Source organism: Ramlibacter agri (assembly GCF_012927085.1).
GTDB lineage: Bacteria > Pseudomonadota > Gammaproteobacteria > Burkholderiales > Burkholderiaceae_C > Ramlibacter > Ramlibacter agri.
Map to the genome: position 1 here is coordinate 1118394 of NZ_JABBFX010000001.1, position 21150 is coordinate 1139543.

A 21150-nucleotide genomic window follows, 5' to 3' on the forward strand; every position below is an offset into this window, starting at 1 on the left:
TCATGATGCTCGACGACCGCGCCAAGCTGTTGCTCAAAGCCCTGATCGAGCGCTACATCGCCGAAGGGCAGCCCGTGGGCTCGCGCACTCTCTCGCGCGCGTCCGGGCTGGAGCTTTCCCCGGCCACCATCCGCAACGTGATGAGTGACCTGGAGGAGCTCGGCCTGGTCGCCAGCCCGCACACCTCCGCCGGCCGCATCCCCACCGCGCGCGGTTACCGCCTGTTCGTCGACACCATGCTGACGGCCAAGCACGGCGACCTCGCCGCGCCCTCGCTGCCGGCCGACCAGCCGCAGAAGGTCATCGCCCACGCCGCACAGCTGCTGTCCAGCCTGTCGCAGTTCGTCGGCGTGGTGGTGGCGCCGCGACGCAGCTCGGTCTTCCGCCACATCGAATTCCTGCGCCTGTCGGAGCGCCGCTTCCTGGTCATCATCGTCTCGCCCGATGGCGACGTGCAGAACCGGGTGGTGCACACCGAGGCCGACTACAGCCAGTCCCAGCTGGCCGAGGCCGCCAACTTCCTCAACGCCAACTACGCCGGCCTGACGATGGAGGAGGTTCGCGCGCGCCTGAAGACCGAGGTGGACCAGCTGCGCGGCGAAATCGTCACGCTGATGCAGACGGCGGTGGAGGCCAGTTCGCAGGCCATGAGCGAAGACCAGGAAGAGGTGGTCATCTCCGGCGAGCGCAACCTGCTGGCCGTGAGCGACTTCTCCAGCGACATGACGCACCTGCGGCGCGCCTTCGAGCTGTTCGAGCAGAAGACGCAGCTGATGCGCCTGCTGGACGTGTCCAGCCAGGCCGAGGGCGTGCGCATCTTCATCGGCGGCGAAAGCCAGATCGTGCCCTTCGAGGACCTGTCGGTGGTCAGCGCCCCTTACGAGGTGGATGGCCACGTGGTCGGCACGCTGGGCGTGATCGGCCCGACCCGCATGGCCTACGACCGCATGATCCAGATCGTGGACATCACGTCACGTCTGGTCAGCAACGCCCTCAGCCACAAGAGCTAGTGCGGGCCGACCTGGCCCGCGAGCACGGCGTTCAGGTGCGCCGCGACCGCGGGGGAGGCCAGGATGGCCATGTGGTCCTCGTCGAAGCCGCGCACCGATGCTGCCTGCTGCTGGGCCGCCAGCGGCAGCTGGCTGCGCAGCGGCACCGTCTTGTCGCTGTAGCCGAACACCATGTGGTGCTGCACCTGCACCGGCGGCGGGCTGGCGAACAGCTCGCCGAGGAAGCGGCTCTGCGGGCTCATGTCGCGCCACACCGGCATCACCGCGGGCGCAATCTCCACGCCGACCTGGGCGGCCGATGCGCCACCGAAGGGCGAAGAGATCGACGTGAAGGTGCGCAGGTAGCTGCACTCCTCCAGTTGCCGGCATTCGTTGAGGTAGGACCGCGCCACCAGCCCGCCCATGCTGTGCGCCACCACGTGCAGCTCGCGGAAGCCGTACTGGCGCTGCAGTTCGTTCAGCAGCCGCATCAGGCCCGTGCCCACCGCGGACAGCTCCAGGCCGGACGGGTAGTAGAAGACCCAGGGCTGGAAGCGCGTGCGGTCGATGTGCGCCAGCAGCGGCTCGAAGTCGCGCGGCGTGCCGCCGATGCCGTGCACCAGCAACACCGGCGTCTTGCCGGCGGAATAGGGCTGCAGGAAATAGACGCCCGCCAGGCCTTCGCGCATGAAGCCCACCGGCTGCCACATGCCCAGCTTGGCCTTCTCGCGGTCGAAGCGCGCGTCGGCAAGCTGCGCGGGCGTGCCGACTTGCATCTCCACGCCGCCGGGCCCGCGGTTGCGCAGCGCGAACAGGCTGCCTTGCGGCAGCACGCCGGGCGCGGGCTGCGCGCTCGCCGCGCGCAGGTTCAGGTTCACGGCGTCCATGTCGCCGCCGGCGATGGGCTGCCAGGCGAAGGCCTCGCCGGCGTCGTAGCGCAGGTCGCCGTCGGTGTCATGGAAAGCGAACACGCTGCGCGTGGACTTGTCGACCATCATCTCGAAGCGGCCCGGGCCTTCGAACACCTTGTAGCCCAGGGGCTGGCCTTGGGCGTCCAGCGGCACCACGATGACGGGGCAGTCGGCGCAGGCGGACGCCAGCGTGCCGCTCATGCGCGCGACGCTGGCCTGGTAGGCGTCGATGTCGTCCTGCAGGCGGCCGAAGCGCGCGCAGCCGGCCAGCAGCGCCACGGACAGCAGCAGCATCAGGACGCGCATCATGAGCCGGCCCTCCGCAGGCGCAGGAAGTGGCAGCCCCAGGCTTGCAGGGCGATGTAGAGACCCGGATTCCTCATCGTGTTTCCCTCTCGTTCGAATGTGGTTCCTGCCAGTTCGTCGTCCAGCCCCCAGGTGGCGCCGGCGAGCTCGTCCCAGGGCAGCTTCACCTGCCCTTGCGATGGCGTGTCGGCCAGGTTCACGGCGAGCAGCGCGCGCTCTTCGCCCAGGCGCCAGCACCAGGCGACGATGCGTTCGTAGCTGGCGTTGTCCGGCCAGCCGATGCGCTCGCACAGCTGCCATTCGCCGGCGTGGAACAGGTTCGCTGCACTGGCTTGCAGCAGGTGGCGGTAGAAGGCGCGCAGCGCTTCGTCGGGCGCTTCGGCGGGACGCCGCCCCAGGAACACGGGCAGGCGCACTTTGCGGCCTTCCATCTGGCCTTCGTGCACGAGGCGTGCGCCGCATTGCGTGAACGCCAGCACGGCGGCCGCACGGGCCTGGTCTGGCGCGAAGGTGGCCGCCGCGCGCGGTTCGTCGTGGTTCTCGATGAAGCGCAGCAGCTTGCGCTGGTAGGCGAGGTCCGCGCAGAGGTGCTCGCGCAGCGCCTCGGGGTCGCCGTGCTCCAGCCGGTCGTACAGGCGCTTGTCGTAGCAGAAGTCGAAGCCCTGCTGCTGCAGTTCCCACTCCAGGTCCCAGTAGGCCTCGGCGATGAAGCGGAAGTCCGGGTGTTCGGCGCGCACGGCGGGAATGAGTTCGCGCCAGTAGTCGGTTTCGGGGGCGACGCCGGCGCGGCCGGCCCAGGTGCGCTCGAACACCTGGTTCAACATCAGCATGGCCATGTCGCAGCGCACGCCGTCGCACTGGCTGGCGATGTCGCGCACCGTGTCGATCGCCGCCGCGCGCAGGCCGGCGGAGAAGGCATTGAGCTGCAGCACGTCGGGCCAGGCGGGGAAGTAGGGATCGCGGCCGTTGGCGTAGACGTTGGCGCCGACGGCGAGGAAGGACGCCGGGTCGCGCTCGGCGTCCTGCGGCGTGCCGCGCACGAAGTAGTCCGGATGGCTGCTGGCCCACCAGTGGTCCGGCGCGACGTGGTTCGGCACGAAGTCCAGCACCAGGCGCAGGCCGCGTCTGGCCAGTGCGGCGCGCGCTTCGGCCAGCCCGGCGCGTCCGCCCAGGCGCGGGTCCACGCTGTAGTCACGCACGCAATAAGGCGAGCCGACGTTGTCCTCCGGGCGGAAATCCGGCAGCGCGCGGCGGAAGTCCTGAAGCAGGCCGGCGTTGCGATTGGCGACGGCGATGCCCGCGGGGCTGCGCTGCCACACGCCCATGAGCCAGACGGCGTCGAAGCCGAGAGCCGCGATGTCGTCCCAGGCATTGGCAGGCACGTCGGCCAGCGTGACGCCCGGGCCGAGTTCCGCGAGCCAGACCCAGGTGTTGATCTCGTAGATGGAAGGATGCGCAGGCCAGGCTTGCATGGCGGGTCCCCTAGCTCAGAATCGGTGGCCGACGGTCAGCTCGATGCGCTTGCCGTAGGTGCCGGCCACGGCCGGCCCCCAGGCGCGCAGGCCGCCCATGAGGGTCCAGCGCCAGCCGTTGGCGAAGCGCCGGCCGCCTTCGATCTCGGCGACGGCGCCGGTCTGGCCGTCCATCACCCAGTCGACGACGGGTTTGAGGGTGAACTTCAGCGAATGGCCGCTGGCCCAGGTGTCCAGCACCTCCAGTTCGGCCTTGGTGTTGTTGATGTCCTTGGCGTCGGAGGCGCCGGCGACGGCGAGGTTCTGCTGCAGCAGCAGGCCGTAGGTGAACTGCTGCGCCAGCGGCCCCGAGGTGCGGGCGCCCAGACCGAGCTGCCACTTGCGGGCGCCGAGGCTGTCCGGGTTGGCGGTGGGCATGGTCAGTTCGACGCGTGGCGTCCAGGGGACGTCGCCGAGCCGGAGCGGCTGGGGATCGGCGCGCAGCTTGATGTCGCCCAGCCGCGGGTCGAAGGGGCTGCCGCCGAAATCCTGCTTGGCGTCGGGAAAGGGCAGGTCCAGCCGCACCAGGACGAAGGGGCCGGTGGCGTAGCTTTCGAAGCGCAGGGTGGTCCTGGTCTGCTCCTCCGGCGTGCCGCGGCCCGTGTTCTGGCGCTTCAGCTCCACGCCCCAGCGCGGGCCTTCGTCGGCGCAGGCGCCGCCAGCCGCCACGAGCAGCAGCGGGGGCAGGGCGCCGGCACGGATGAGCCACATCTCTGCGATGTTCGTGCCGGCGGCTTGCCGTTTGAATGGGACCAAGGCCGTATGTCCGGCCCCCTACAATCCCGGCTGGCGGGCCGTTAGCTCAGTTGGTTAGAGCAGGGGACTCATAATCCCTTGGTCGCTGGTTCAAGTCCAGCACGGCCTACCAGTCAAATACGCGATTTCCTGCTGCAAAACAGGAGCAATCTGGTATGGATCGCGTGCATGTAGCCTAGGTGTCATCGAAACGAGACTCCTATTGGGCGATGCTATGCCCCTGGCTTGGGGGCAGAATACGGATCAGCAGTCAAGAACAGGCGGTGGTGAGCGCGAATGCCATTACATCCGACAAGCCAGTTCCTGGTCGACGCCATCGAGGCACTGGTAACCCTCGACGGACGATTTGAGCAGATGAAGCTGGTGAACTACAACTCGGTAGTTGACCAGAGGCGGGGCTGCTTCTCCCTCGTATTTCGAGCGCGAGACAAGACCACCGATACAGATGTCGCCCTGAAGTTTTTTGATCCGCAAGGCATGATGGACACCTACCGTCTAGAGGCCTTCAGGCGAGAGCATCAAATTTTGGAGGGCCTTCTGGGAGTGCCGGGTTGCCTCCAACTGGCTGCAGGGCGGACCACATACAACCTGCCTTTGACCGTGGCGACCGGCGGAACGGTCCCGTTCCCGTGTGAGTATTTCGCAATCGAATGGATCGACGAAGAGATCGACGGGTACTTTCTGTGCCAGCAGCAATACTCGGCGCAGGAGAAGCTGAGGCTGTTCGCCAAGATTGTGTCGGCAGTGGCGACTCTCCACGCACACGAAGTCTTCCACCGCGATCTGAAGCCGGACAACATGCGGCTGTTGCGGAACGGAGGGCAGCCTGCCGTAGTCGCAATTGATCTCGGAACAGCTGCCCGGTACACATCGCCACAGATCGCTGCAGGTTACACCTACCAAGTCGGACACCTGTTCTATGCGTCCCCCGAGAGCCAGTGCGGCCTTGCTGGGAATCGAAGAGTCGCCCCTCGCACTGACGTCTACGCTCTTGGCTGTATGCTTTTCGAGCTCTTCAATAAGGACTCTTACTTCAATGCCCTGCTGACAAAAAATCCTGGATACCCGGCCATGCTCCTAGCAATGCGTACTGGCGTGCGTCCAACCACCTCTGACCGACAACAAGAGGACGATTGGATTCGAACATTGGCCGCTCTTGGAAACTCGCTTGTTCCGGTAGCGGTGAACGGAGCCGGGAGCGATATTCCTCCGGGCATAGCAGGACTGGTCAATGAGATCCTTTTTGCTCTTACAAACATCGACTATCGCAGACGACCTCAGCTGCAGTGGATTCACGCTAGGCTGAGGTCCGCTTTAGCGGTGCTTGCTAACGAGAAAGCGTGTCGGAGGCGGATAAAGCAGGCCCAGGATGCGCGAGCCAACCGCATCGAGAAGATCAAACGGCGGGAGAATCGACTCCGTCAGTCGCTGGCAAACCGAAACCACATCGAGGGCTGAAGAATGGAAACTAATGACCAGAACAGTGAGGTCAAAGCCCTTGTGGTCGAGCCCTCTCCTGTGGAGGTTGTGATCAACGAGGATGGCGTTTCGCCTCTATCTCTCGTTATGCCTCCATACGAAGATATGGCGGACATTGAGGCCTTAAAAGGCAAGCACTTTTCTATCAAGAATTGGGGCCTGTTGGCGCAAGCCTCGCTACTCGAAAGCGTGCATGCTGAAACAGCACGGTTACTGTCCAAACGGCAAAAATTTCAGCAGTCGTCTACTTATCTAAATCGACTTGCGAATCTCGCGTCGATCGCTGGCGACCTTGAGGCGGAAGCTAACTACTTGGACAAGGCGGTGGAGCTCGATGCGGACCAATTCCTATCGAACCGCGTCATTGAAAACCTATTGGCAAGGAGGCTTGACTCGGAGGCGGAGTCGAGACTCCTGACGAGAGACCTTCGAATCGATGTCTACGGAAATTTGCGCCTTGCAGGCTTGCTCGCGGTGCGGGGAGACATTGCTCGTGCGGAGGAGCACGTGAGAACTGCGCTCTCTGCAGACCCCCTTAGTTATGGTGCGAGACTGTTCGAAGGTGCGCTGAGGCTCTGGGGTGGGGAGTACGAGAAGGCGATACTGAGCTTCCGAATTGCGGCAGAACGACGCCCGAATTCAGCCGCCTTGCACACGAATATGGCGGTCGCATATGTGCGGTTACACCAGAAGGAAAAGGCGCTGCAGAGCCTCAAGCTCGCTGTATCGTTCGACCCTCTGAGTACAAACGCCGTCATCTTTTTGGCGGACGTAGCGCACGCACTAGGTCGCAATGAAGATGCTGTGCCGAGTTTGCGTTACTTGGTTCAGTTCGAGCAGGCGAACGCCGCTGTTTGGGCCCGTCTCGCGCGAAGTCTGCTGGAAGTTGGGGAGGCTGGCGAGGCAATCGCCGCGACCAAGAGACAGGCGAGCCTTAAGGAAGACAGTGAGGTTTGGAACAATCTTGGCGTCGCCTACTACAGAAAGGGTGACTCCCATAGAGCCACGGCGTGCTTCAAACACGCCATACAAGTAGGGACTGGGCCCGAGGATGACGGCTTCTGCCTCGCGACAACAAACCTGGCAATTCTGCTTGCGGAAAGCCGGCCGCCAGGCGAAGTTCTTTCGTATGTCAACGCCGCGGTCGGTTCGGCGGACCTTGGAAAGTTCGCTGCTAGGACGGATCTTGCAGGGATCTTCCAGGTAAAGCTGAGAGCTCTGGTTAAGTCACGATTCATTCGTGATGCGATTGCGTTCGGCGAAGAGGTTCTCTCATGGAGCGATTCGAATGCGGAACTTAGGGCCGGAATGGCCATCGATCTGCTTACGCTGCATTCGCTGCATGATCCGAATGGCTCGAAAGCGCTTCAGCTCGCAGAGAGCTTCTCTCAATACGCGCTGCACGGACCTATTCCGAACAAAGAGATGCGCGTAAGGCTGTTGAACAACATCGCGTTTGTTTTTGCAGAGTTTGGAAGGCTAGAACAGGCTCAAATCTATCTCCAGGCGATTTCATCTGAGATTCACAAGAGTCCGTACCCAACTGCCACATCTGGTCTTCTGCGCCTGCGCAAAGGCGACATAGAAGGCGCTGAACAGCTCTACTCCGAGGCGATTGGTCTCGCGGTGCGGCCGCATGACAAAGCGCGAATTCGTCAGAAGCTGAGCTTAGAGCTTGGTAAGGCTCTAATGGGCGACGACGCCCGTAAGGCGGTCCGCCTGCTGAAGCGAGCTGCGAATGAGCATGGAGGCGAAGAAGGTCTGGCGAATCAGGCAACCGCGCTACTCAAGCTGATTGGATAGAGTCCCACTTGTGTTGACCCTCGTGGCGAAGTCAGTGCAGCAAGGCCGAATGGGCCAGAAATGAACTTGTCCAGGCCGCCGCTCGCGCGTGCGATTCGCGAACGCGCCGCAATTCCCGCCAGACAGTGACCGGCGGCTGGCCAATGGGCGAGAACTGGCGGATTCGCCAATACGAGGCCCAGACTTCAACCCGCGTCGACGGCTTGATCTCGGTGTCGCCAAGGAGGTCGGCGCGGATGTCTCCGTCCGCTTGATCGTCAACGTGGACCCACGGTAGACCATGAAGCATTCGGCCCTCGATGCCTGGTGAGCGCGATTTCGAAACAGATTCCTCCCGCCTCGGAAGGCCGGAGCCCGACACGCCAACAGGAAGCCGCGTGCCCACGCGACTTAACGCCGCCTTAACAGCACCCCCCGTAGAGTCGCGCGCGCCATGCGCAACCGGTCCAGGCAGCCTGCCCGCCGGCAACGCGCGCGCCCGACGCAAACCCTTGCCGAGCCCACACGAATCTTGCGCATCCTGCTCGTTGAAGACAATCGCTCCCTCTCGGAATGGCTGGCCCGCACGCTCGGTCGCGAGCGCTACGTCGTCGAGTGCGCCTACGACGGCGAGGACGCCAACCGGCGCCTGACGGCCGAGTCTTACGACGGCGTGATCCTGGACCTGGGCCTGCCCCGGATGACCGGCGACGAGGTGCTGCGCCGGCTGCGGCAACGCGATGACAACATGCCGGTGCTGGTGCTGACGGCCCACGACACGATGAAGGATCGCGTCGGCAGCCTCGACGGCGGTGCGGACGACTTCATGGCCAAGCCCTTCGAGATGGCCGAACTCGAGGCGCGCATGCGCGCGCTCCTGCGGCGCGGGGCGCACAGCAAGAACCCGGTCCTGCGTTGCGGCAACCTGGCCTATGACAGCCACACGCGCCTGTTCTCGGTGGCGGATCGGCCGCTGGCGCTGACGCCGCGGGAACGCGCGGTGCTCGAGGCACTGATGCTCAAGGCGGGCCGCACGGTCAGCAAGCAGGCGCTCGCCGAATCGCTCTACTCGATCGAGGACCAGGCCTCGCCGGACGCCATCGAGGTCTACGTGCACCGCCTGCGGCGCAAGATGGACGGTTGCGACGCCTCGCTGGTCACCTTGCGCGGCCTGGGTTACCTGCTGCGGCACGACGGCATCTGATGGCCGCGGGCAGCCTGCGGGCGAAGCTGCTGCTGTGGCTGCTGCTGCCCCTGACCGTGGTCAGCGCCCTGGACGGGTGCCTGGCCTATCGCAGCAGCCAGGACACCGCGCTGTTGATGCAGGAGCGGCTGCTGCTCGGCGCCGCGCGCGTGATCGGCGAGCAGGTGCGGCTGGAGGACGGAGTCGTGCAGGTGGTGATCCCGCCGGCGGCCCTGGAGATGTTCGCGTCGCCCAGCCTGGATCGCGTGTACTACCGGGCCTCGGGGGCCGACGGCCGTTTACTTTCCGGATCGGCCGAACTGCCCCTGCCGGCGCGCCTGCCCGCGGCCGAAGACGCGGTGTTCTTTGACGCCGCCGTCGAGGGGCGCCCGGTGCGCGTCGTGGCATTCGCCCAACCGGTTTTTGCCGGCCAGGAGGCGGCCGTACAAATCGAGGTGGCACAGACCGGCGAAGGGCGCGAGCAGTTCGCCCGCCAACTGTGGGGTGCCACGCTCGCGCGCCAGCTGGCGCTGCTGCTGCTGGTGGCGGTGATGCTCTGGCTGGGCCTGCGCCACGCGACCGCGCCCATCCTGCGGCTGCGCGATCGCGTGCTGGCGCGCAGCCCCGGCGGCGTGGAGCCGATCGGCCTGGCGCGCGTGCCGACCGAGCTGCAGCCCCTGGTCGACGCGGTCAACGACTACGCCGAGCGCCTGGACCGGCACATGGACGCGCACAGCCGCTTCATCGCCAATGCCTCGCACCAGTTGCGCACCCCGTTGACGCTGCTGAACACGCAGGTGGTCTACGCCCTGCGCAATGCGCAGCCCGCCGCTCGCCAGGAGGCGCTGGAAGCCATTCATGCCAGCGTCCAGCATGGCATCCACGCCGTGCAGCAGCTGCTCGCCTTCACGCGGGCGGAAGCGGCCGGAACGCAGTCGGAGCGCGTGCCGGTCAACCTGGCCGCCGTCGCCCACGAGGTGCTGGAGACCATGGCCCTGAGCGCCCAGCAGCGGGGGATCGACCTGGGCTGGCAGGGCAGCGCGGGGGCGGCGCTCGTGCAAGGCAACGCGCGCCTGTTGGCGGAACTGGTCGCCAACCTCGTGGACAACGCGCTGCGCTACACGCCGCGCGGCGGCATCGTCAACGTGTCCGTCGAGCCGCACGAGGGCGGCATTGCGCTGCAGGTCGAGGACAACGGGCCCGGCGTTCCCGAAGCGCAGCGCGAACGCGTGTTCGAGCGCTTCTACCGCCTCCACGACAGCGATTCGGAGGGCAGCGGGCTGGGGCTCGCGATCGTGCGGGAAATCGTGCGCAGCCACGATGCGCACATCGCGCTGGAGACCGCGTCCGGCGGCCGCGGTCTGCTGGTGCGCGTGGCGTTTGCGGCCAGCTAGTGCGCGGCCCGGACGAAATCGGTGGTGTAGGTCTCGCGCAGGTCGACGGGCTTGTTGCGCACCGCGAAGTTCACGGTTTGCAGCGCGCGCAGCACCGTCGCCGGGCCGGCTTCGGGCATGAGGCCGTCCGCCGTGAACATCGCCTTGCTGCCGGCCAGTGACTGGACGTAGATCGCCGGGTTGCCACCCAGCATCTCCGGCGGCAGTTGCGCCGCGATTTCCGCCGCGGAATGTCCCGCCATGAACCGGAGCGTGCGCACGAACGCGTTGACCAGTTTCTGCACCTGCTCGGGATGCTTGCGGATCCAGCGCGTCTCCATGTACAGGCAGGAAAAGGGATAGAGGCCGCCCAGCGCCTTGTGCGTGCCTTCCGGCGTGCGCAGGTCCACGAGCACCTTCGCATCGCCGCTGGCAAGCAATAGCGAGGCCGTCGGCTCCGTGGTCATGCCGGCATCGATCCGGCCCTGGCGCATGGCCTGCGTGAAGGGGGCGCCGGCGCCCACCGGCACCAGGTTCAGGTCGGCCAGCCGAAGCCCATGGGTCAGGGCCAGGTACTGCGTCAGGAAGCTCGTCGACGAACCCAGGCCCGTCACGCCGAGGGCCACGCCCTTGAAATCGGCCGGCGAGCGGATGCGGTCGGCTGCGCGTGAGGCCACCAGTTCCACCTCGCCTGGCGCGATGGCCAACTGCACGACCGATTGCACCGACTTGCCCTTGGCCTGCAGGTCGATCGTGTGGTCGTAGGAGCCGATGACGCCATGGGCGGAGCCGGCCAGCAGGACATCGGCGGCGCGCACGCCCGAGGGCTCGCTCTGCAGCTCCACGTCGAGGCCTTCGTCCCGGAAATAGCCGAGGCGCTCGGCCAGGATGGCCGGCAGGAAGATCTGCTTCTCGGTGCCGGCCACGATCAGGATCGTCTTCGCCTCCCCGGCGCCGGCCATTCCGCTTGCCAGCGCCAGCACCACGAGCAGCGGCCCCAGTGCGCGTCGCATCGTCGTCTCCTTTGTCTTTCTGGAAATCCGGTGACCGGCCACGGACTGGTCCCCGCGCCAGCTTAGCGCACGGCACCTTTCGATCCGCTTTCGAAAGCTCCCGCTGTCGGCCCGTCGTCACAGGGGGAACTCCTGCCTGCGTCGAAAGCGGATGGAAAGCGATGGCTCCCTAGAGTTCGCCCGGCTGCCGGAGCTGAACCCGGCGCCAACAGACGGCCTGCGAGGGCCGCATCGACAGACCTCGAGGAGAACCACACTTCATGACCAAGAAAAGAATCGCCCTGACCGGCGCCGCGCTGGGGCTGGCATCCGTGGTGGCCCACGGCCAGAGCACCGCCCAATTGCAGGTGGAGGTGCAGAAGGCCCAGGCCGCTGCCGCCCAGGCCCAGGATGCCGCCAAGCAGGCGCAGGCCGCCCTGCAGCAGGCGCTGGACGCCGCGGCCCGGGCGCGCCAGGACGCAGCCGCGACCGCCGCAGCCGCCCCGAGTCCCGCCGCCGGCGGCCCGCTGACCGTGTCCAGCGGCGCCAACAGCGCCACGCTGTACGGCCTGATCGACATCACCCTGGTCACCAAGGACCATGCCGACGCGGCGGGCAACCGCCTGACCACGCCGCCGGTGTCCTGGTTCAGCGGCAACCGCTGGGGCCTGACCGGCCAGCATGTCGCCTCGGGCGACCTGAGCGTGATCTTCCGGCTGGAAAGCGAATTCGAGTCGCAGACCGGCGAGATGGACACGCCCGGCAACCTGTTCAACCGCGACGCCTGGCTGGGCGTGCAAAGCAAGTCGCTGGGCAAGCTGACCATCGGCCGCCAGAACGCGCTGGCGCGCGACCCGGCGGGGTCGGCGGTGTACGGCGATCCCTACGGCCCGGCCAAGGCCAACCTGGACGAAGGCGGCTACACCAACAACAACAACTTCAAGCAGATGATCTTCTACGCGGGCAGCGCCACCGGCACCCGCTACGACCGCGGCGTGGTCTGGAAGAAGGCCTTCGACCGCGTCGTCGCGGGCCTGGGCTACCAGTTCGGCGACGTCCCCGGCAGCTTCAACACCGGCTCCACCAAGACCGGCACGCTGGCGTACAACGGCGACCACTTCACCGTGGCCGGCTTCCTGACCGACGCCAACATCGCCAACCTGCAACATCGCACGCAATCGATCGGCGGCAACGTGCAGGTCACGCCGCTGGTGCGCCTGAATGCCGGCTACTTCCACTACACGGCGGAGCAGGGCGGCCACTTCGGCGACCGCAAGGACAACGCCTGGACGGTCTCGACCAAGCTCACCCCCGCGGGCGCCTTCGACTATGAACTGGGCTACCAGGTCATGCGCGCGCACAACGCAGGCACTGCCGGCGGCTTCGTGCAGAACGCCTACAGCGACACGAGCGGCATCACCGGCGTGGCCAGCGGCGACCGCAAAACGCTGTACGGCTCGGCGTTCTACCACCTGGACAAGGTCACCGAGTTCTACCTGGCGGCCGACCACCTGAGCACCACCGGCACCTACCTGGCTGCGCAGGCGCATGGCTTCAAGACGCAGACCGAGTTCGGCGTCGGCATGCGCTATCGCTTCTGACCTGATGGCTCCCTGACGCCAGATTTTCTCCAAGGCACGGCGTTCCCGTTTGCGGGGATGCGCCCCGGCGCATCCCCGATTTTTCTTGCAAGCATTCCACTGATAGGAGACTCCGATGAGCCAACTCAACGCGACCCGCCTGCTTGCGGCCGCATGCCTGGCGCTGGCCGGCGCGGGCGCGCACGCGCAGGATGCCGCCAGGTTCCCGGCCAGGACGATGACCCTGGTCGTTCCGTATGCGCCGGGCGGCAGCTCCGACACGCGCGCGCGCATGCTGGCCGCGAAGATGCAGGCCACCCTGGGCCAGACGATCGTCGTCGAGAACAAGGCCGGCGGCGGCGGCAACATCGGCACGGACCTGATCGCCAAGGCCGCGCCGGACGGCTACACCTTCGGCATCGGCAACTTCGCGCCGCTGTCCGTCAACAAGGCGATGATGGCCAGGGTGCCCTTCGACCCCGCGAAGGACCTGGCCCCGATCATCCTCATCGAGCGTGGGCCGCTGGTGCTGGTGGTGCCCGAGAACTCGCCCTTCAAAACTTTCCAGGACCTCGTGAGCTACGGCAAGGCGCACCCGGACAAGATCACCTTCGCCTCCGCCGGCGTGGGCGGCGCCTACCACCTGGCCGGCGAACTGCTGTCCTCGGCCACCGGCGTGCCGATGGTGCACATACCCTACAAGGGCGGCGGCCCGGCCACGACCGACCTGCTGGGCGGCCAGGTGAGCTTCATGTTCGACATGGCGCCCGCGGTGCTGCCTCATATCAAGGAGCACAAGATGCGCGCGCTGGCCGTGGCGAACGAGAAGCGGCTGCCGCAGTTGCCCGACGTGCCGACGCTCGACGAGATGGGCCTGAAGAACATGGCCATGTCCAACTGGTTCGGCCTGGTGGCGCCGGCGAAGACGCCCAAGGCGGTCATCGACAAGCTGAACGACGCCGCCAACAAGGCGCTGAAGGATCCCGAGATCGCCAGGGCCATCCAGGAGCCGGGCAACATCATCGGCGGCGGCACGCCCGATCAATTCCAGGGCTTCGTGAACGGCGAAACCGTGCGCTGGAGCAAGGTGGTGAAGGAAAAGAACATCACGGCGGATTGAAGGGGCCGCGCCGGGCGCTTGCCGTCACTTGCCCCGCGCTTCCTTGGCGGCTTCGGCCGCCTCCTGCGCCGCGCTTTCCTTCTTCTTCGAAACGACCTTGCCGGTCAGGGCGTCGACCTGGACTTCGGTCATGTCGCGGCTGCCGTCCTGCGAGATGTCGAACGACCAGACCAGCTTGCCGTGTTCGCGCTCCAGCTCGGAGCTGTGAACCTTGCCGTTCGGCACGAGGGCCAGGGCCGTCCGTTCGGCCTGGTCCTGGCCGATCCGGGCCTGCGCCTGCAATTGCGCCTGGGACGGCTCCGCGGCAACAGCATGGGTGAGGGACAGGGCGCCGGCCAGGGCCAGAGCCGGGAAGGTGGGCTTGAGCATCATGGACTCCATCGGTCGTCACGCTGCCCCGATGGCGGCGCGCGGCGGGATCATGCGCGGGGCTCCTGAGATGGACCTGAGGACGCAGGCCGGGCTACCACCGCTCGGTGGCGACCAGGATCCCCCGGATCGCCTCCGCCACCGACTGTGCCTCGCGACCGCCCGCGCCGCCTCCCCGCCTGAGGCACTCCTCCAGGCGCGCAGCATCGCCGGCCAGTCCCTCGGCCCCGACATTCGCCGACATGCCCTTCAGCGAATGCATCAACCTCGCCAGGTCTTCAGGCGTGGCCGTCGCGCTCGCCAGCGTCGCGAGCGCACCCTGGAGGTTGTCGCGGAACACCGGCAGCACGGAGCGCAGCAGGCCTTCGTCGTTGCCCAGGCGCTCGAGCGCGATGCGCCGGTCGAAAGTGCCGGTGGCGCGATCAGGCACCGGGCTGACCGGCGCCCACGCGGAATCTTCGTCCGGCAGCACGTGGCGGCGGACGGTCCGCACCACCTCTTCGATTACGAAGGGCTTGCCCACATGGTCGTTCATGCCCGCGGCCAGGCAGTCCTGCCGGTCGCTCTCCATCGCGTTCGCGGTCATGGCGATGATCGGCAAGTCCGCAGGACCAATAGCCTTGCGGATCTCGCGCGTGGCCGCCAAGCCGTCCATGACCGGCATCTGCACGTCCATCAGCACCGCGTCGAAGCGCCCGCCGCCGGCCAGGCGCTCCACCGCCAGCTGGCCGTTGACGACCACTTCGACGGCGGCGCCGCTGCGCTCCAGGAGCTCGATGGCGATCTGCTGGTTCACCAGGTTGTCTTCGGCCAGCAGCAGCCGCATGCCTGCCAAGCCCTGCGAAGGAGCCACGAGACGCGGAGCAGGCGAAGGCTCGCCGGGATGGCGCGCCCGCGCCAGCGCCGAACGCAACATGCCTGCCGTCACCGGCTTGACCAGGTAACCCTGCAACAGCGCCTGCTCGCTCGCGGCCCGCTGGTCCAGCATCTCGCGGCCATGTGCGGTGACCATGATGACCAGCGGCGTGTCCTCGGGCAGCGACAAGGCGCGGATGCGCGCACAGGTCTGCCAGCCATCGAGCTCCGGCATGATCCAGTCGACGAACACGGCCTGGTAGCTCAGGCCCGCGGCCGCGGAGGCCGTGATGCGTGTCAGTGCTTCGCGCCCTGTCGCGGCGGTGTCGACCTGCCAGCCGCAACCGCGGCACAAGGCTGCAAGCGTGTCGCGCGCCATCGCGTTGTCGTCGACGATCAGCACGCGCGCTTCCTGCATATCCACCGGGTCCGCAACCACAGCGCTCACCGGCAGCCGCAGCGTGAACCAGAAGCGGCTGCCCTTGGACAGAGCGCTGGCCAGGTGCAGCCGCGAATCCATCAGCTCCGTCAGGCGCCGGCAGATGCCCAGGCCGAGCCCGGTGCCGCCGTACTGGCGCGCGGTTTCGTCCGAGGCCTGCACGAATTCGCCGAACAGGCGCTGCTGCTGTTCGGGCGTGATGCCGATGCCGCTGTCCTGCACGCTGAATTCGATGGTGGCGTGCGTCGCATCGCGCTCCACCAGCCGCGTGCCGACGACGACTTCGCCGCGCTCCGTGAACTTGATGGCGTTGCCGCCCAGGTTGATCAGGATCTGCCGCAGCCGCATGTCGTCGCCGACCAGGTGGTCGGGCACCTGCGGGTCGAGGTCGTAGAGCACTTCCACGTCGCGCTGCCCGAGGTTGCTGGAGAGGATCACCGACAGGTCCGACAGCAGGCCTTCGAGCGAGAACGGATGCATGTCCAGCCGCATCTTCCCGGCCTCGATCTTGGAGAAGTCGAGGATGTCGTTCAGCAGGCTCAGCAGCGAACGCGCCGCGCCTTCGGCCTTGCCGGCATAGTCGTCCTGGCGCGCCGTCAGCTCGGTCCCTCGCAGCAGCGTCAGCATGCCCAGGATGGCGTTCATGGGTGTGCGGATCTCGTGGCTCATGCTCGAAAGGAAACGGCTCTTGGCGCCGCTCGCCAGCAGCGCTTCCTCCTTCGCTGCGATCAGCGCGGCTTCCTCCTGCTTGCGCCGGGTGATGTCGCGGGCGATCCCGAGCAGGCCTACGCAGCGCCCCTCTTCGTCGCGCATCGCCACTTTCACCACCTCGGAGCAGCGCAGCTCGCCATCGGGCCCGAACTCGAACTGCTCGAAGGCCACGGGCTGCTGCGAGCGCAGGGCTTGTTCGTCCGAAACCGCCTGGCGCGCGCCTTTCTCCTCGCCGAACAGCTCGACCCCGGTTCGCCCGAGTACCTGCGGCTCCGTGACGCCGTGGTACTTGCGGTGCGCGGGGTTGGACAGCACGAAGGCGCCGTCCTGGTCCTTCAGCCAGACCCGGTCCGGCAGGTTGTTCACCAGCGCGCTCAGCTGCGCTTCCTTGCGCGCCAGCGCCGCCTGCGAGGCGACGTAGGCCGAGAGGTCGGTGAAGGTCCGCACGACGCCGCCATCGGGCAAGGGGCGGGTGGTCACGTCGAAGGTGCGGCCGTCGCGCGTCTTGCGCACGTAGGTCTCGGGCCCGGTCAATGCCGACAGCCGGTCCCCCCTGGCCACGTAGCCGCGCGTGACGGCGTCGACGTACGAGAAATCCGGGCCGAAATCGCCCCGGTCGATCTGGAAGCGGACCAGCTGGTCCATCGTGGGCTTGCCCGCCAGCAGGCTGGCAGGCAGCTGCAGCAGCTCCTGGTAACGCCGGTTCCAGAACACCAGCCGGCCGTCGCGGTCGATCGCGGAGATGCCTTGCGACATGCTGTCCAGGGTGATCTCGAGGGCGTGGGTCTTTTCGGACAGCGCCTGCTGCGCCTCGAAATACGCCGTCACGTCGGAATAGGTGCGCACGGCGCCGCCTTCGGCCAGGGCCAGCGTGACGACCTCCAGCACGCGGCCGTTGTGCGTGCGCCGCAGGTACTTGCCGTTCGAGTAGATGTCGGATGGCAGCGAATCCTGGGCGCCGCCGGCCAGCTCGATCGCGTCGACGTCGCCTCGCTCCTGCTGGAAGCGCACGACGTCGCCGATGCTGTGCCGGCCGTTCAGCAGGTCCTCCGGCAGCTCCAGCAGTTCGCGCGCCTGGCGGTTGAACAGCAGGATGCGGCCACTGGCGTCGTAGCGGATGATGCCGCGCGCCGCGCTGTCCAGGGTCAGCTGCAGCGCGGCTTCGTAGCGCTTCAGCGCCGAGATGTCGACGAAGGCGTAGAACATGGCGCCGTCGCGCGCCGGCCGCGCGATGACGCGGCAGCAGGCTCCGCCCGGCAAGGCCAGCTCGAAGGGCGCGCCGGCGAAGCGCAGGTTCTCCTTCAGCGTGCGCAGGCCCTGGTCGCGGCGAGCCAGGTCGGCCGCGCTGGCGCCACCCCAGGCGCCGACGTAGAGGCTTTCCACCGTCGATCCCAGCACGCGCGCGCGGTCCTGCAGTTGGAAGAGGGCGAAGAAGTTCGCGTTGGCCCAGGCGATCGCGCCGTCGCGGTCGCAGACCACCAGGGCGTCGGGCACGTATTCGAGCAGTTCGTGCCCCAGCCCGGTCGCGAAGCCGGTCACCGCGCTGGACTCCGCCAGGGGCGCGAGCGTGCGCCACACCCGGATGCGGCCCAGCCCGGGCTGCTGCAGCGACGACACCTGGACCCGCTGGCCGCGATGGTCGAACTCGAAAGGCTGCGCCTGCTGCTGGTGGCGGGCCACGCCGGCTTCGATGTAGCGCTCGACCTCACCCATCTCGGACGCATCGAGCCGGGTTTCGTAGAAGCGCCGCAGGTTGACGCTGTAGTGTTCGCCGCGGGTGATGTGGCCGTCGTGCTCCGGGAACAGCCGAAGGAAGGTGCGGTTCCAGGCCACGGCGCAATCGGCCAGGTCGAAGGCGCACATGGCGACTTCGATGCCGTCCAGGACTTCCGCCTGCACGTGGAGGTACCGGACCCAGTCTTGTTCCGGATCGGTGGAGGCTTGGCTGCTGGGCGTCGGAGTCGCGTTGTTCAAGGGCAGGCGCCTGCGTTCGGGTGAGGCATCGGCACCGATGATAGGGTCATGTGCCCGCGGCTGCGAGCATCGCATCCATTCCTTGCTCCAGCCGGCCGCGCCGCCGCGATTCCAGGAAGGTGGTGAAGGCCACCGCCAAGCCCAGGTAGCGGCGGCCATCGCTCCACACCACGCCCTGCGCGCACAGCGCATCCAGTTCTTCCCGGATGCGCGCGGGCGAATATTCGGGCAGCTCGCGCGCCAGGCCGCTCACCGTGCGGGCCGTGTCGCAGCGCATCACCAGCTGTGCCGACACGTCCTGGAGCACGCGGGTCTGCGGCCCTGTGCGCGCCGGCCGGGTGTCCACCAGTACCACCGCGCCCTCGCGCTCCAGCGAGAAGAAGGTGCTGCGGGCGTGCACTTCGTGCCAGCAGGCGATCGCCTCGGCCAGCGGACGCGTGTACGCATCGACCTGCGCATCCAGCGCATGGTCGGCCTCGAAGAAGTAAGCGAGCTTGGCCACGGCCTGTGCCGGCAAGCCGTCATGCACCAACCCGTAAGCCGGATATGGACGCACACGCGTGAAGCCGAAGGCCTCGGCCTCCTTGAAATTCGGGCTGTGCCGGTCCAGCCGGATGCGCGAGCCGCGCGCCGGCGGCTCCAGGTGCACCAGCCAGGGCACCATGCGCGCCATCGCCTCGTAGTCTTCCGGCGACTCGCCCGGGAAGCCCCACAGCACGTTCCAGTCCACCCGCACCGCGTATTCCATGCACCACTTCAGCAGCTGCAGGTTCTGCATGGCGCTGACGCCCTTCTTCATGAGGCCCAGCACGTGGTCGCTGAGGCTTTCTATGCCGGGCTGGATATGCCGCACGCCGGCGTCGCGCAGCGCGCGGACCTGCGCGCGCGTCACGTTGCTCTTGATCTCGTAGAAGAACTCCGTGCCGGTCTCCAGCCGCGCCAGTTCGGGCAACAGCGTCGCGAAGTAGCCGCTGTCCATGATGTTGTCGACGAAGGCGATCTTGCGGCCCGGATAGCTGGCCGCATAGGCCTGCACCTCGCGCACTACGGCATCGGGCGCCTTGCTGCGAAAGCCCATGGTCGCGCCGTTCAGGCCGCAGAAGGTGCAGTGGTGCTTCTCGCCCCACCAGCAGCCGCGCGACGACTCCATCGGGATTTCGACCGGCAGGCCGGCGCCGACGCTGGGCCGCTGCGCGAGGTCGTGGAAGTAGGCGTCGAAGTCGGGGCGCGGCGGGTCGCCCAGGTCGTGCACCATGCGCGCCTGCAGGAAGTTGCCGGCGCTCGCCTGCGGGTCGACCAAGGGCGCCAGTGAGGCGATGTCTTGCCAGCGTTCGCCGCGCAGCAAGCCTTCGACCAGCGGCACGATGACGCGATCGCCTTCGCCCGAGACGACGACGTCGATGCACGGAAAGCGCCGCGCCAGCTCCCGCCCCATCTCGCCTTCGCAATTGGCGCCGCCCATCACGACGGTGACGCCGGGCGCGATCTCATGCAGCCGCTGCGCCAGCGCGATGCTGGCCAGGTTCTGCTCGAACACGGAGGTGAGGCAGACCATGCGCGGCTGGTACGCCAGGATCTCGCGCGCCGCATAGTCGACGAAGTCGCCGGCCGCCTCCGCCCATCCCAGGATCTGCTCGATCGATCGGATGCGCAGTTCCTGCTCGACGCCGCGCGCCGCCGCGTAGTCGCCGAACACGTGGCGGAAGTAAGTTTCCTGCTGCGCGGGCGTCTTCGGGCGGATCGCGTGGCTGAAGATCCATTCGCCGAGCAGGGACGTCGTGCGCGGAAAGCCGCCGGCCACGCGCTGGTACGCCGCCGTCCCGATGCGCGCCGCGTAGTCGATGGTGAAGTGCCGGCAGGCGGTGCGGATGCCGGCGCCCGCCAGCCGCGCCTGCAGGATGCCCAGCGCCAGCGAAGGGCTGTGCAGGATGCCGAAGGGCATGCTTGCCAGCACCACGGGCGCCGCCGAGAATGCCGCCGGGAGGTGGCCCATGTCAGACGCTCCGAGCACCGTGCAGGCCTACATCAGCCGGCGCCAGTCGCCCGAGGCACGAACCGTCGGCGAGTTGTACGGCACCGAGAACTTCTGCCACTTCCTCTACAGCCTGGTCCGCATGGACCGGCCCGCCACGGTCGTCGAACTCGGTTGCGGCGGCGCGGCCACCGCGCTGATGGCGGCGCAGGCGCTGCACGAGAACGGGCATGGCCGGCTCTGGACCGTCGACAACGGCAGCGACTGGGACAGCGACGTGGTCCGCGGTCCCTGCCTGTACGCCGGCGGCTATGGCGAGTCCACGATTTCGTATCCGGATTTCATCCACGCCTTGTGCGACCGCCTCGGCCTGGCCGAGCGCCTGTCGCTGGTGGAAATGACGCTGGATGGCGAAACCTTCTTCGACCCCGGCCAGAAAGTCGACATGTTGTTTGCCGACGCGACGCCTTCGCACGCCGAAGGCTGCCTCGCGCTGCTCAAGTACTACTTGCCGCGCGTGAGCGACTACGCGTCCATCTTCATCGACCGCGCCGGCACGATCAACCATGCATGGCTGCTGCTGCGGTACGTGGTGGCAAGCCTGCAGGCCGGCAAGATCCCGCGCCACCTGGTGGACGGTGCGTCGCAGCAGGAGGTCGATGCCATGCAGCGGCTCGTGCGCAGCTGCGAGTTCCAGTTGATCAACCTCACCGAGACCGCGCACGGCAAGAAGAACAAGGCGCAGAACAGCCGCGCCTGGATCAAGATCCAGCCGCACGACTACGTGCCGCACAACGACGTGCTCACGTTCGGCTCCGTCACGAGCCCGTGGGAGCTGAAGTAAGGCC

Annotated in this window: 15 protein-coding genes and 1 tRNA gene; 9 read left to right on the forward strand and 7 right to left on the reverse strand. The window is 67.2% G+C overall.

Translation table 11 applies throughout. From position 1 onward, the window contains the following. Positions 1-5 precede the first annotated feature (5 nt). Positions 6-1010, forward strand: coding sequence for a heat-inducible transcriptional repressor HrcA (gene hrcA / locus HHL11_RS05435; RefSeq protein ID WP_169419925.1), 1005 nt, complete (start codon positions 6-8; stop codon positions 1008-1010). On the opposite strand, the gene HHL11_RS05440 is transcribed toward hrcA, so the two are convergent. The 3 genes from HHL11_RS05440 to HHL11_RS05450 are packed head-to-tail and all read right to left on the reverse strand — an operon-like array spanning position 1007 to position 4428. Then, complete coding sequence (locus tag HHL11_RS05440) at positions 1007-2209, reverse strand: esterase/lipase family protein (RefSeq protein WP_169417408.1); 1203 nt, start codon at positions 2207-2209, stop codon at positions 1007-1009. The two genes, hrcA and HHL11_RS05440, sit on opposite strands and share 4 nt — an antisense overlap. Next, positions 2206-3678: an alpha-amylase family glycosyl hydrolase gene (locus HHL11_RS05445; protein WP_169417409.1), complete on the reverse strand. Its 1473-nt coding sequence runs from the start codon at positions 3676-3678 to the stop codon at positions 2206-2208. The genes HHL11_RS05440 and HHL11_RS05445 overlap by 4 nt, the downstream gene beginning before the upstream one ends. 15 nt (positions 3679-3693) lie before the next feature. Then, a complete protein-coding gene (locus HHL11_RS05450; protein ID WP_169417410.1) occupies positions 3694-4428 on the reverse strand; it encodes a hypothetical protein in 735 nt (244 codons plus the stop codon). An 80-nt stretch (positions 4429-4508) separates the two neighbouring features. Here HHL11_RS05450 and HHL11_RS05455 point away from each other — a divergent pair. From HHL11_RS05455 to HHL11_RS05475, 5 genes are all read left to right on the forward strand, one after another. Further along, positions 4509-4585, forward strand: a tRNA-Ile gene (locus HHL11_RS05455). 164 nt (positions 4586-4749) lie between these two features. After that, positions 4750-5931: a protein kinase domain-containing protein gene (locus HHL11_RS05460; protein WP_169417411.1), complete on the forward strand. Its 1182-nt coding sequence runs from the start codon at positions 4750-4752 to the stop codon at positions 5929-5931. Positions 5932-5934: 3 nt separating this feature from the next. Then, positions 5935-7755: a tetratricopeptide repeat protein gene (locus tag HHL11_RS05465; RefSeq protein ID WP_169417412.1), complete on the forward strand. Its 1821-nt coding sequence runs from the start codon at positions 5935-5937 to the stop codon at positions 7753-7755. A 511-nt stretch (positions 7756-8266) separates the two neighbouring features. Next, positions 8267-8938: a response regulator gene (locus HHL11_RS05470; protein WP_169417413.1), complete on the forward strand. Its 672-nt coding sequence runs from the start codon at positions 8267-8269 to the stop codon at positions 8936-8938. Continuing rightward, complete coding sequence (locus HHL11_RS05475) at positions 8938-10311, forward strand: sensor histidine kinase (RefSeq protein WP_169417414.1); 1374 nt, start codon at positions 8938-8940, stop codon at positions 10309-10311. The genes HHL11_RS05470 and HHL11_RS05475 overlap by 1 nt, the downstream gene beginning before the upstream one ends. On the opposite strand, the gene HHL11_RS05480 is transcribed toward HHL11_RS05475, so the two are convergent. After that, positions 10308-11303 carry an ABC transporter substrate-binding protein gene (locus HHL11_RS05480; protein ID WP_169417415.1) on the reverse strand — a complete coding sequence of 332 codons (996 nt, stop codon included), beginning with the start codon at positions 11301-11303 and terminating at the stop codon, positions 10308-10310. The genes HHL11_RS05475 and HHL11_RS05480 overlap by 4 nt on opposite strands. A 260-nt stretch (positions 11304-11563) precedes the next feature. Between HHL11_RS05480 and HHL11_RS05485 the strand changes: the two genes are divergently transcribed. Together HHL11_RS05485 and HHL11_RS05490 are read left to right on the forward strand one after the other, a co-directional pair. Further along, on the forward strand, positions 11564-12883 hold the full coding sequence (locus HHL11_RS05485; protein WP_240980015.1) for a porin: 1320 nt from the start codon (positions 11564-11566) through the stop codon (positions 12881-12883). A 115-nt stretch (positions 12884-12998) separates the two neighbouring features. Next, on the forward strand, positions 12999-13982 hold the full coding sequence (locus tag HHL11_RS05490) for a Bug family tripartite tricarboxylate transporter substrate binding protein (RefSeq protein ID WP_169417416.1): 984 nt from the start codon (positions 12999-13001) through the stop codon (positions 13980-13982). Between the two features lie 24 nt (positions 13983-14006). Here the strand turns inward: HHL11_RS05490 and HHL11_RS05495 are convergent, their stop codons facing one another. The 3 genes from HHL11_RS05495 to HHL11_RS05505 form a co-directional block, all read right to left on the reverse strand. Next, positions 14007-14351, reverse strand: a complete 345-nt coding sequence (locus tag HHL11_RS05495) for a PepSY domain-containing protein (protein ID WP_169417417.1) — start codon at positions 14349-14351, stop codon at positions 14007-14009. 94 nt (positions 14352-14445) lie between these two features. Then, positions 14446-18330, reverse strand: coding sequence for a PAS-domain containing protein (locus HHL11_RS05500; RefSeq protein ID WP_169417418.1), 3885 nt, complete (start codon positions 18328-18330; stop codon positions 14446-14448). A 46-nt stretch (positions 18331-18376) separates the two neighbouring features. Further along, the gene (locus HHL11_RS05505) at positions 18377-20323 is read right to left on the reverse strand and encodes a RiPP maturation radical SAM C-methyltransferase (RefSeq protein WP_169417419.1); all 1947 of its coding nucleotides are present in this window, start codon (positions 20321-20323) and stop codon (positions 18377-18379) included. Between HHL11_RS05505 and HHL11_RS05510 the strand changes: the two genes are divergently transcribed. Further along, a complete protein-coding gene (locus HHL11_RS05510; RefSeq protein WP_169417420.1) occupies positions 20322-21146 on the forward strand; it encodes a class I SAM-dependent methyltransferase in 825 nt (274 codons plus the stop codon). The genes HHL11_RS05505 and HHL11_RS05510 overlap by 2 nt on opposite strands. Positions 21147-21150 lie beyond the last annotated feature (4 nt).

What these genes read in the sequence shown, in the direction of transcription:
- HHL11_RS05495 (WP_169417417.1), bottom strand. Translation starts at nt 14,351, where the DNA reads ATGCTCAAGCCCACCTTCCCGGCTCTGGCCCTGGCCGGCGCCCTGTCC.
- HHL11_RS05485 (WP_240980015.1), top strand. Translation starts at nt 11,564, where the DNA reads ATGACCAAGAAAAGAATCGCCCTGACCGGCGCCGCGCTGGGGCTGGCA.
- hrcA (WP_169419925.1), top strand. Translation starts at nt 6, where the DNA reads ATGCTCGACGACCGCGCCAAGCTGTTGCTCAAAGCCCTGATCGAGCGC.
- HHL11_RS05480 (WP_169417415.1), bottom strand. Translation starts at nt 11,303, where the DNA reads ATGCGACGCGCACTGGGGCCGCTGCTCGTGGTGCTGGCGCTGGCAAGC.
- HHL11_RS05505 (WP_169417419.1), bottom strand. Translation starts at nt 20,323, where the DNA reads ATGGGCCACCTCCCGGCGGCATTCTCGGCGGCGCCCGTGGTGCTGGCA.
- HHL11_RS05490 (WP_169417416.1), top strand. Translation starts at nt 12,999, where the DNA reads ATGAGCCAACTCAACGCGACCCGCCTGCTTGCGGCCGCATGCCTGGCG.
- HHL11_RS05445 (WP_169417409.1), bottom strand. Translation starts at nt 3,678, where the DNA reads ATGCAAGCCTGGCCTGCGCATCCTTCCATCTACGAGATCAACACCTGG.
- HHL11_RS05450 (WP_169417410.1), bottom strand. Translation starts at nt 4,428, where the DNA reads ATGTGGCTCATCCGTGCCGGCGCCCTGCCCCCGCTGCTGCTCGTGGCG.
- HHL11_RS05440 (WP_169417408.1), bottom strand. Translation starts at nt 2,209, where the DNA reads ATGATGCGCGTCCTGATGCTGCTGCTGTCCGTGGCGCTGCTGGCCGGC.
- HHL11_RS05510 (WP_169417420.1), top strand. Translation starts at nt 20,322, where the DNA reads ATGTCAGACGCTCCGAGCACCGTGCAGGCCTACATCAGCCGGCGCCAG.
- HHL11_RS05465 (WP_169417412.1), top strand. Translation starts at nt 5,935, where the DNA reads ATGGAAACTAATGACCAGAACAGTGAGGTCAAAGCCCTTGTGGTCGAG.
- HHL11_RS05475 (WP_169417414.1), top strand. Translation starts at nt 8,938, where the DNA reads ATGGCCGCGGGCAGCCTGCGGGCGAAGCTGCTGCTGTGGCTGCTGCTG.
- HHL11_RS05460 (WP_169417411.1), top strand. Translation starts at nt 4,750, where the DNA reads ATGCCATTACATCCGACAAGCCAGTTCCTGGTCGACGCCATCGAGGCA.